Origin of the sequence: Marinicellulosiphila megalodicopiae, from assembly GCF_045862395.1 — a bacterium.
Lineage (GTDB): Bacteria > Pseudomonadota > Gammaproteobacteria > Pseudomonadales > Natronospirillaceae > Marinicellulosiphila > Marinicellulosiphila megalodicopiae.
On sequence record NZ_AP023087.1, the window covers coordinates 4,344,088 to 4,357,299 of the forward strand.

Sequence of the window (13,212 nt, forward strand, 5' to 3'; positions counted from 1 at the left end):
TTATGGTTTCCAGCTTTCTACAGGGTTAATTACATTTATAAACAGCACTGAATTATTTGTGATTTTAAAATTATCACCAAATGGCTGATTATTTATCACGCTCATCATCACCCATTTACCTGTTTTTTTCTCAAACATTCTTATTTGCTGTAAATTATCTACACCAATATTTTTAACTATATCTAAAGCAGTTGTGTCATCAGCAAAACAATGATCGGCCAGTACATTTAGGCCAACAGTTAAATTATGTGTGCCACATGCAAAGTTTGCTAAATTTAAAATATAATTATCATCAAATTTAACCCAAAGAGAATCACCCTCAGATAAAACATAATTTGATTCAGGGTCTAAAATATTTGAAACAGTTATTTCATCCATCAATACATCTGGTGACAATTGATTATACCGACGAATACTAGTTACGCTCGATTGTTCATTCCATTTTGTTAATAATTCAGAAGCCGTTGAAACCACATCCAGCATTCCAGCTGTCACAACAACCAAATTATAATCATCCACTACCGCCTGTAAATTTGGTAACGTTCCATATTTCACCAAACTTGAATTTTGAGTAATCTCAGTAAAAAATACATTTTCTTGACTTAACACAGGCTTTTCTTTTTGTGAGCTATGATTCGACAATTGAACTTTTGCAAAATTTTCTAGGTGCATCATTCTAAGATTTATTTCACTTTCACCGCTTAAATCCTCTTCGAAGACAACCCAATCACCATTAATATTTGGTCTTGATTCATCTTCAGCTGAATCAGTTAACTGAAATTTTTCTTGCATACCTAAATGATACCCATAAATATCCAGTTGCTGTGCACTGTTATCTGACCAAACTATCCATTGCCCAGAAATAGATGGATGGTATTGACCAAATCCATCAGCACTTAAATTTTTAATTTCATTTGAAATTAAATCTTTAAAATATATATCGCCATAACCCACATCCGAAAAATCTTGCCAAACTACTTTTTGTTGCCACACTTCTGGATCAAATTGATCTTGAGTAGATTCCATTATTAACTGCGAAGTTTGATCAATTAAATGATACGCTTTAATTAATTGCGGTGCATTTGGATCACTCACAGGCTGAGTTTGATACACAACCCAAGGCCAATAAACACTTGGTTTAGTTTCATTTATATCAGAAGAATCCGACTGAAAAATAACTTGGTTTGTATTTAAATCAAATACTTCAATATCCCAATTACCATCTGACTGCCTTGCTTGCCATACAACATAATCACCATCAGTTTTTGGATTAATTTGATTAAAGCTACTACTTATTAATTGTTGATCAATTTGCATATCGAGTGTTTTAGCAAACACATTCCAAACACCTTCACGCTGATCTTGCCAAACGACCCAGTCCCCATTTGCATCCACTTGCTTTTGTTGACTGTGCGTATCCGCTAATAGAATATTTTGACCTAACAGATCACCAACTTGCACCGCACTTACAACTGAATTTGTTTGCCCTAAGGCATCTTCAACTTCAATTACAATACTATACCAACCTGCTTGTGCATTTTTCCCATCATCAAACTTACCGTCCCAATTAAAAATATATTCATCCTGATCATTAACTAATGCTTGGCTAAATTTCAAAGCCTCCTCAGGTAAATAACTAAAGTAATGTTGATCAATTAAAATCGTTTGTGAACTTGCATTTTCAAGTGCTTGCCATTGACTGCCAATTGCACCCACGACTGATAATTGATGTTCGCCATTTGTTAAATAATCAATGGATAATACTTTACTAATTGGTTGCTCAGCTCTGAAATAATTAGCACCAACCGTCCAACGATATTGTTCAACCGATTCAACATTTAGATTTACAAAATCAAAAACAGTAGGCGTTTCTAAATTTGTAATTTTTATTTCTTCAGCAGTTTGATCTATTATCCAAGAAACATTTACTGTTGAAGAATTCTCAAACAATCCAAATTCGTGACGACCTTGAATTTCTAAATTAATTGAACCTGATAAATCAGTAAGATTTAAAGTTTGAGAAGCATCTCTAGCCAAACTCCATTGTCCTTGATTAATTCTATATCGATAATAATCAACAAATTGCCCAGAAATATTCAATTGATAATCAGTTTGATTTGAAGGCGAAATAGGTGTGTTCATCAATACGGGTTTTGCATAAATTCCTTCATAAACTTTTCCAGTGAAAACCATACCATCTGCAACTGAGTTGCTATTCACAATCAAATTTAATGAGGAATCTTTAATAGACAAACTTTCAGATGCTGGAATAAATTGCGTCACATTTTGATCGACTATCATTATATTTGGAACACTTGCTATAACATTGATTTGAACAGTATTCACAACCTCTTCGTTTTCATAACTATCTTCAGCATAAAAATTAAGACTATAACTTCCTGCAGCCAGTTCAAATGGATAAGCAGGCTTAAAATCTTCATCATCAATTGCATAATAAATCGCAACTGGACTTTGATCTTCACTGATAAAGAAAATTTGAGTCTCTGGTAAAATATTATATTGATCATTTTGCTCTTCAAATTCCCCTCTGAAATATACATTGGTAACTGGTGCAATGACATCTGAATCAACTGTTTTATAAGTCACTTCATATTGATATTGAGCTAAATCCACATTATCAAAAATATTTAAATAATTAAGTTTTTGATTATTAGGTTCTGCGTATCTTGTATTTACCCAGGCATTTTTTGCATTTAATATTTTACCATCTGATCGAACAACCGATTCAATTGGGTACTTACCCTGCGCTGGATCTGTTACGCGAATGAAACCCCAATTTTCAACTAATGCCTCTACCGTGACTGTCGCTTTATTTCCAATCAATGCACTTACTTGCGTTTGAGTTAAATGATTAACAGGTAATTCATTGCAATCTGTTTCAAATAAAGTATCTGGAATTAAATCCGTTTGTGATTTATTTGTTGTCGCTAAAAAGTCAGTTAAACCATCACGCCCTGGCATGTCATTTAATACTTCTTGAACGATAAAATAAGCGTTAAGTGATTTTATTACACTTGTATCTTCGCCGCCCAATTCACTTGCATGGGTATAACGGGCGTTGAATTCAGTAAATTCACCTGACAATGAACTAATCATATCCCAAGCACCTTTCGCACAACTGCCTGGTTCAATATTTCCAAGATTAACCGTCAAAGAATTATAATCAGTTGGCTCATCATTAATTCTAGAACCAATTAATTGGGGGACAACCAATAAGTCTTCTAGATCTTCAACAATCGTTGGTTGCTCAGATGCAATCGTTACTTTGTTTGCCGCACCAAAACCAGCATTCTTAACTAAAACACCCAAAGTAAATGGAATTGGAGACTCAACAGTATCCAACGTAAAAGGATTATCTCCATCAACATCCCTTGGTTGAAAGTATGTAATTTCTAATTGTGGTTCGGGTTTAACTAAAATTGAATCAGGAATGACCGCTAATAAATCTGGATCAATTGAGCTGCCATATAAACTCCCTGCTAAATCCACATCAACTTCGTAATTTATTCCAGCTTGGCTTTCACCCCCAGCGGAAATTTTTGGAATAATAAACCAGTTTACGGTTGCCGTTTCTCCTGGTTGTATCAGTCCTTGTCCATCTACGCCACTCACACCAATTAACTCAGGAGGCTGTACAAAGAACAAATCAGAAGCCTCTACCATTTCACCTTCATCATTTTCAACAGCAAATTTTAATGAAGCAGAAAAATCAGTAATAACGGCATCGCCTTCATTATTGGTTACTTTTAAAGTAGCTAAAAAACCAATTCTTTCTAACGCAAGTTCTTGTTTGATTTCCATTCTTATATAAGAACATAAACCTTGGAATTCTTGCGCTGAAAACGAAAGGCTTGATACTAGAATCAACCCTAACGTTATTACGGATTTAATCATTTTATTTTGAATCATTGATTTCATGTTTTTCATCGATTTGATTACTGTATTCATTGTTGCGTCTCCTTTTCTAAGTTAAGGATCGCTTTAGGCTTTATTTGGAAGATTGAACTTTGCTGCCATTTTTGTTCTTGAGTATTTAATAACAACTCAGTGACACTATCGTCAGTTTTTGCTCCACATTGCTGATAAACAAGCGCACCGTTTGCATAGTACGACTGTAAATTTTCAACATCAAAGTTATAAACAATTGTATTCACTTCACGACGAGAGCTTTCCATCAACTGCCCAAACTGACCTTCTGATAATGCGAACGTATCTCCAATTTCAAGATCACCAGCTAAAATCCAAGCTTTCTTATTTTGAACCCAGTAATGATGTTCATCCGTTGTTTCCACTCTTAACAGCTCGCCAGTTTGAGAGTTTTGATACCTCAACTCTCGTAAATGGTCAGTTTGACGCTCGTATACTTTCATAACACTTGCACCGGATCCATCAAAGCCTTGTACTTGATCGCGAAGCTGAATATCTTCAATTGCTTTGCTTGTACCATCAGCCATTAGAATTGGTGTTCCTGGAACAAAACAACCCGTTCCTCCTGCGCCGTAGCCTGTTCCATATTGAGTGGATTGAGTTTGCGTTGATTGAGCATCTGTAGGTGATGTCTTGCAGTGAACTGCTGGAATATAGTCTTTAACTTTTTCAAGCATATCCCCTAATTTGCCAGGGCATTTAACACCCCCACCTAAATCTATAGTTTGATCTGTTCCTTCCGCTCCAATTCCAACACCGCCACAAATACTAAAATTCAATTTAATTCCAGTATTTGATCCAGCAGTTCGCGGCAAGTTTTCATTGATCGAGCGATATGCAGCAAACAAAAATGCTGACAACCCGTTTACAACATCATCTAAAGAAATTGACGCACTGGTTTGAATTGATCCACATTCAAAATCAGGTGCCGCAGGTAAAATACCCCCAACTGGACCGTAATATCTAAACTTAAATGGAATCTCAACAGTTTCCATCGCCCCTAATACAGGCATGTAATCTATTAACGGCTCCCAAGATCCCCATGCAGTGGTTTGCCCTTCAATGGTTAAGTCAGTTAAATTCTTAAGCCCATAGTTAGAAACATTTATCGGAACAACTACTTCAAGTCCAGGTGTAGGGTTATTAAATTCTGTATGAATCGGATCAACCACTAACACAGGAACTGGAACATGAGTTTCAAATTTCTGCTCGATGACAATTTCATATCGATCGGTATAAGGCACTGGCACAACATTAAAAGTAACGGTTACTAATGACTTATCTAATTCAACAGACTCTAAAATCACTTGATCCGCTTGAATATCAATAACACCAGAAGCCGTACTATGACCAGGTGCACTCACCTGATAAGTCCATTGACCAATGTTGATATCCTCAATGATTACTTTGCCATCAAAATCCGTCGTAAATGGACCTAAATCTTGTTGCACAACAGTATTTCGTAATCGAACGGTCGCATTTTCAACTTGCAACCCTAAGATATTAAACACATCAAATTGCACAGAGCCATTTACTGCGGACGTTAATAATGTATAAACATACGTATCCAAAGGCGCTATCGCATTGGAACCATTAAATTGATACACATCTTCGTGATAACCAAAATCGGCATCTGTAGGAGGCGTTAGCATCACATCAATTGAAACGCTTTGACCTACTGCCACATCGCCTAATTGAACTACACCATTATTTTTTTCTTGTGTGACACCCATCCAAGTAACGTTTTCTGGCAAGGTTACAAAAGCATTCTCAAGGGTACGTAACCCCGTATTCTCAAGAATTAATGGCACAATTCTTTGCTCACCACGATTCATACTGACATCAATATATCCCGCTTTTGGTGACACCACTTTCATAATTGGCACCGCATCGCTCAATGTCACTTTTGCTTCAAAGGTTACTGTTGCACCTTGCTCAGTCAATATTCTGTATCGAACATATAACTCTTCTGGTGCATCAAGCTGCGCTGTTAAATTAACCGTCACATTCACTTCACCATCTGGTGCTAGCAATATGTTATTACCGCTTTCTAGCTCACCTGACACTCGATACTCAGGCACTTCTGCACCCTCAGAATCAAGCGTATAAGCGCTGAAATCTAGTGCAATTTGTGTGATTAATTCTGAACTTGCGTTAATCAGCTTTATATCAATATCCAAGCTGTCTGCTTTAGATGATCGGATATTACCAAAACTCGGATTAGCATAGAGACGCATGTATGAGAATTGAGCCTGATTTAGTTGATCCACTACATCTGGGTGAGATGCCCAAACATCAAACTGACCACCCAAACCTAGACTTGGCACATACTCAAATTCAAACTCACCAATTTCATTTACAACAACTTCTTCGTACCACTTATATCCACGAACATTAAACCCAATTTTGACATCTACATTAGCTGCAAAACTATCATCAATTCGATTAAATGCCTGGCCTGTAATTAGCACAGTCTCGTTATCCGAATAGAAATCATGCTCCACATTCGCAATTGCATAATATGGCGTTTGAGTAATACCCGATAAAGTAGAGCCGGTGATAGCTCCATCCATTCCAACGATATAATCATTAAAATGTAACTGCTCAATAGTGGCTACAAACTCAATAGAACTGCCTGATTCAATACCAGCTGGCACCAGTACATTCATATCTATACAGATTGTCTCATTTGCACCTAAATGCACTTGAGCATCGCCGTTACTTTGAATAAATGATCCATTAGGAATTCCTGAGTAAGTGCCTCTTGCTAATTCAAAACCATTTTCATCGTTTATTTGAACCCACAATTCGCCAGGATCTTCACCATTTTTCTTACTTGCAATGAAGTAAGCAGAAACAAAACTATGGTTAGTAATACAAGCTTGAACGGTTGTGGTTGAACCTGCTAATGGCACATCATTTAAACCAACTGAAAGCATTTGATCGGGCACTTGAATATCATCAAATAAGAAAGCTTGTTTATAAATCACTTTATTACCTGATTGATCTTCATCAATTGCATCCACCACCAATAAATGAGTCGACAATTCATTGTTAATTGGTAACACAATTTGCTGCTGCGCAGTACTTGAAGAGGCAATTTCCACATTGATTGATAAATCACGAACAAATTGATCAACGTTATCTACTGACAATTGCACATGTAAATCGTCAATTGAAACCGCTGAATTATTACTGCCATTTTCAATTGTTAGTAATACTTCGTTGAAGTAATTAGTAATGAAGGGTTGCTCAACGCCATCTTGATTCACGTTGGCAACCGCGCTCATAGCAATTGGATTAACAATAATTTCACGCGCCGGTGAATGCTCTGACTGTGCATTTACTGCAACAACTTGATAAGCCACACTACTTGAGCCAGCGTAACGTTCATCAATCCATTGTGTCTGCGTAATTGGGTTGGCTGTCATTTGTTGATCACCTTTATAAATCAGGTAACCCACAACCGAAGCATCATTATTTTCCCAAGTTAACTCTGGCGCCTGCCCATTAGCAACATACGCAGTTAAGTTTGAAACCGCGCCTACTAATAAGTCTAAATTAAGCTGACCACTTATTGATTCGTTGCCTGCTTGATCCACACCTTTTACTTGGTATACATAACTGCCACCAATCGAAGGCTGATCATTAATTATGTACTGACCATTTCCTGCTGTTAACTCTCTTATGCTTTGACCATTTCGTAACAATTCATAAGTTTGAGCAACATTGGTAGCCGGATCATTCCACTGAACTTTGATGCCTTCAATATCTAAAGCAACACTCAATCCATCAACTAGATTTGGCGCTTCACGATCACTAATGACACCTAAAATTCTAGAGAACGAACTTAAAGCACCGCTTCTATAAGATTTAACACCATAACAATAAGCACCATCTACAACGGGTGTATCGACATAATTTAAGTCGGCGACTTCATCAATTAAATCAACTGGAACAGTCGAACATAAGCCATTTGCTCGATAAATTTGATAGCTTTGAGCTAATTCACTTTGATCCCACTCTAGCTCAACACGACCATTTACAACGGCAGTTGCTTCTACATTTATTGGTGGCAAAGCAGCAGTTGGTGTATCACCTGAGTACAACTCAATGATGCCACCACTTAATATTTCAGTGCTTGTGTTTCCATAACCATCAATAGCTTCAAATACAAATTTAAGATCACCATCCCCAAAACTGGAAGAAGCAGTAATTTGAGAGGTATAACTGGTATCTGTACCTGTTAACACCAAATCAACACGCTCACCACTTGGGTATATCGCTGATAGTTCAGGTAATTGCGCAGGTATTTCATCAAGCTCAATACTCACAACCAAATCAACATCACTTGTTGTTTGTACTGGTGAAGGTATATCCGTTGAGATACTCGCCGAAGGCCCTTTTGTATCAAAATACAAACTGACACCATCAGGCTCGCCATTAAATGCATTGGCGTTTTGATCAATTGCACTTGTTTTAACATGCGCCAATCCATTGCTATAGCTTTGCGTAACCATCATTTCACCTTGGTATAACGTTTCGCTTATTTTGCTTAATATCACTGCAATTGGACCATTAAATCCATTAGGTGTAATCGTTAAACTCGGTGTATTTCGAAGTGGCTCGCTAGAGGTTAAAGTCACATTTAATACACCTTGAGCAACAGGTGAATTTTTATCGAACGTCACACTAATTACAGGTGGTGTTTTATCAAAGTTTTGAGCAACGACATTTGAAATAAGCGATTCATTACCAGCTGAATCCAATCCTAACGCTGCATAATAATAAATACCGTCAATGTCAGGCTGATCAATAATATCGGAATCTGAAGTCACTAAAATTAGCTGTGCTTGATCAACTGAAGTGAATTCACTTTCAGAACGATACAACGCAATTTGCACAGGGGTTTCACCCGTGTTTGCTTCATCCCAAGAGATTTGAATTCCTTCACCTTTAAACAAAGCTTGTGCTCTAATAGTGACTGCCTCTGGTACCGAGGTATCTTTAATAACAACAATTTCATTTGACTGACTTGAAACACCAACAGTATCAACTGCAGTTGCTAATATTGAAGATTCACCTTCATTGATTGAGATATCAGTTAAGCTAAATAAGCCCATTTCATCTGTTGTGATATCACCAACTACTGCACCATTTAATCGAACTTTTACATTCATAAACGCTTCAGCGTAACCTGAAATATTCACAACATCTTCAACGGTTACCAAGTTATTAATTGGCGTAGTCAATACAGGAGCAGAAGGCGCATCTAAACCAATCACTACGTTTCTTGCAACTTCACTAATGTGACCTGCTCTATCAATCGCCACTACTTTCAGCTCGTGAATACCATTATTTAGGGAGCGAGGGTCAAACCAAACAGATAAGTCCTCAGCAGCTTGCTCTTCCCAAACTGCACCATCTACGTGTAGAGCAATTGTGCTTACCCCTAAGATCGCAGTTGAATTCGCACTTATTAATTCAGGGCGACTAATTGAAGTGTTTTGCTCAATGCTAACATTTGAAATAACTGGCCCATCTGTTATGTATTGGAAGGTTAATTCCAATGTAGGCGAGACTTCACCTGTGATACTTCTAAATTGAGCGTAAAGTGATTTCTCTCCGCCATTTTCTGAAATTTTAATTTGAGTTTGTTTTGAATACTCAACAAAGAAACTATTTAAGAATTGGCTGTTTTCACTTACGCGCATTTCATCGGCATTTAAAGCCGCCATTTCTAAAGTGACCATTCTATCAATTACATTTAGTTCACCATTTAAGATTTGGAAAGCAGGATGTAAAACAAGCTCTGATGACAATACCGATGACACTGCAAAATCAGGAAGCAAGATATTCACTTCATCTATATCTGCCATACCCCACCAGTTATCATCTAAATTAGAAAATGCTGAAGTCGTATGAATTATTGACTGTTCATTATTTTTGATCACGGAATGATTCAAATTGATTTGCGCAGCATCAACCACATTCAACCCTAAAGCATTGTATGCAATAAACAATGAATTCGCCGTTAACTGACTTGAACCATTCAATGAAATAGCTGAATTTTGAGCATGAGTGATGCTAATAGCTTCAAGATTAATAGCAGAGAATAAAGTCGTACTTTCAAGAGCTAAGCCAGTTTGTGCGTATTGAATATTCACAAACGACGCATCCATATCAGAATTTGACTCAACCTGAATACCACCCCATGGCTGCGATGTATCCGAAGCCGTCATCACGATTGGATCAAATACAGTTCCGGCTAACTCAAGCTTGCCATCTCGAACAATTAACGATGCCCCATTATGGAAAATCAATTCAGTGCCCGCTAAAACGCCTAAGACTTTATCATCAGAAATAATTAAATCTGAATAGATATCAATAGTGGATTCATTTTCACCACCAATGCTGATTTCAACTGCTTCAACATTTGAAATATTCGATAATGGATCTGCCCAAGCGTATGCAGTAATTTCACTTTGCTCACCTTTTGCATTATTAGCCACCACTGCAAAATGCTGTGTTTGCAAACGATTTAAATCAGAGATTAACGCATATTGTTCTGAATCCATTGATACAACCGCAACTGGCGTTAAGCCTGAAACATTTTCAATAAAGCCATCACTTTGATAGATAGCCACTTCATTTGTCCCACACAATGGCTGGTAATCGTCCCAAGCAATACTCACTTGATCGGTTCTCTCACCCATTGAAAGCTGCACATTAACACTGGCAGGAACGGGCTGATCAATTATGATTTTTGACGGCACAACATTCGTATCAACGTTGCCTACAAAATCCATAGCAATCACGGCTACATCATAAGTTTGATCCAGCTCTAAGTTATTTAAAACAAAACTCATTTGATTTGGATTTAATAAATGATCAAACGACTGACCATCAATATTCAATTCACCTTCTGGTTTGATATACACCTGCCAACCTGCAACATCAGATGTATTTTGAGCCGAAATTGTTAACTGTGCTTGAGAACAACTTTGCTGATTCAACGAAACCTCTGGATTGGCTGGCGCTAGCGCATCCACTTCACCAACAAACGCAGCTGAATTTAATGTCATCACGTTACCAGCCACATCACTTGCACCTGACACTTCAATATTAAATACACCTTGATGCTCATTTGTTAATGAAATCGACGAGGTTGTATAAGTATCATTTGGATAAACAGTGGTTAACCATTGCCCTAATTCAAACTCAACATCCGTTGAATCTTGACTATTAAGCGTCACTGTAGGAGTTACAGAAGTATTCATGGATGAATCAAAAATTATTGTGACGTTATAGCCATCAACTGCACTAACAGGACTAATATAATTTGTTTGAACAATTCTAATTTCAGGTGCAATCGTATCAGTTAGCGTTAAATCTATGGTGTTTGAAAGCGTGTTAAAGGTTAAATCTGTTAATTGATTGCCACCTACTATTGTCTCCAAACCTGTTAAATTCAGCCCTTGAGTTAACGTAATAGTTAATGCATCGCCTGCTTCATTCCAAACCACATTGTTTTGCTGACCATAACGTTTGTTTAAGCCTGCATATAGCTGACTATTGGCATGATTAGCTCCATTTTGAATAGCAGATGTGATCATTGGCTCACTAAACGTAAAGTGATACTGATCCGATACTGACGCACTTTGACTGCCATCAACATCGTTATATGTAATAGAGGTAAACATCGGTGGATCTATCACAACTGGCGTAGCAGAAACAGATTGTACCTGCTTGTTTTCACCGCCAGATTGATTCACAACAGTGACTGCAAAATGATAGGTTTGATCATTTGTTAATCCAGTTACCCAAGCGCTAGTTTGCGCTTTGATCATAACCAATACAGGCGACATAGAAGTCACATCTAAAATCTCTGTATCTGATTGATAGATTAAGTATTTAGACACAATCGAGTCAGGCTCAATGGCATTCCAGATTAATTCAACACGTTGATTGTATGGCGTTACGCTTACATCTTGTGGGTTGCTCAATAACGTACTGGCATCAAATTGAACACCTTTACTTTCGTTTCCAAGCGCATCAAGTGTTGTAATTCGAACATGATATAAACTTGCTAATTCAAGATTTACTAATTCAGCTTCAATGGCATCAGCACTTAATTCATGCTCTAACACGTCATCAACATAAACATTAATAGCTGCTCGGTCAGCATCATTTTCTAAGCGCCAACGTAAATTAATCGAAAGTGCACTTGGGAATATTAACGGCTCAACCACTTCTAAAGGCGCCTGACCATCAACTGGTGTGCTTGGCGTTGCCACAACTTGATTTGCAAATAAACCAAGGGCATCTACTGCTACGATTGCAACATAGCTATCCTGTGCAGCAGCTAAATCATTAATTGTTACTTGTTTTTGATTACCTGAAACTTGAGCCACTCTTGTCACACCAGCTTGGGTAATATCAGTAAAGTTTTGATCACTAACATAAGCGCGATAGAAGGCAATATCATTACCGTTTGCTGACTCATCATAATCTGACCAATCTACATTTAATTGATGACCATCACCATTAGGATCAATCGTAATAGCAACTTGACCAGGGGCTGTGTTATCAAAACGCAGATAATGCACATAAGGCAACGACAGGTTACCGGCTCTATCTTTAGATCTGAACGACAACGTGTTTTGACCTTGAGCAAGATTTAGCTCATACGACCATTGATCGCTATTAGTTGCACTGACAATTCTCGAACCATTCAACCAAATTTCAGCCAATATCTCTTTATCACCAGAAATTAATAACGGGTTACTTGTAGTGACAATTGGTAGATCTAATTGCAATGGCTCAGGTGCGGTTTGATCAAGTGTAAATCCAGTTGAACTCACATTGGATGTTAATCCAGCTTTATCCAACAACTGCACAACCACTTCATAATTAGCATCATCTAAATTGGTTTGTGATGTAAAAATCAAAGAGGTTGCAGCTAATGACCATTGCCCAACGACTTCAGTATTGTGAGTAATATCATTCACCACAAACGTACTACCATCAAAATCAATTCCGCTACCGGTTTCAACAAAATTAACAACAACCTCATTTGTATCGGAGTTAACTAAACTGTTATGACTTGGCACAACTGATTGAACAACAGGCTGTATTGAATCCACATCAAAGATGAAATCAACTGAACTTGAAGGCAATCCAAATTCATCGTTTGCCCATAATTCAATTTGATTCACCCCTTCTTGCAATGTAATTTGCGCAACCCACACGCCAGAAGCAAAC

General features: G+C 37.5%; 2 protein-coding genes (1 of these 2 only partly in view). Both read right to left on the reverse strand.

The genetic code is table 11. The annotated features are described in order from the left end of the window. Nucleotides 1-3,969, reverse strand: coding sequence for a hypothetical protein (locus TYM08_RS18755; RefSeq protein WP_422380680.1), 3,969 nt, complete (start codon nucleotides 3,967-3,969; stop codon nucleotides 1-3). Next, nucleotides 3,966-13,212 carry the end of a right-handed parallel beta-helix repeat-containing protein gene (locus TYM08_RS18760; RefSeq protein WP_422380681.1) on the reverse strand. Its footprint extends 14,015 nt past the window's final position, so the window shows 9,247 of its 23,262 coding nt (coding positions 14,016-23,262); the start codon falls outside the window, past its right edge — the gene reads right to left on this strand; the stop codon is at nucleotides 3,966-3,968. Before TYM08_RS18760 ends, TYM08_RS18755 begins: the two co-directional genes overlap by 4 nt.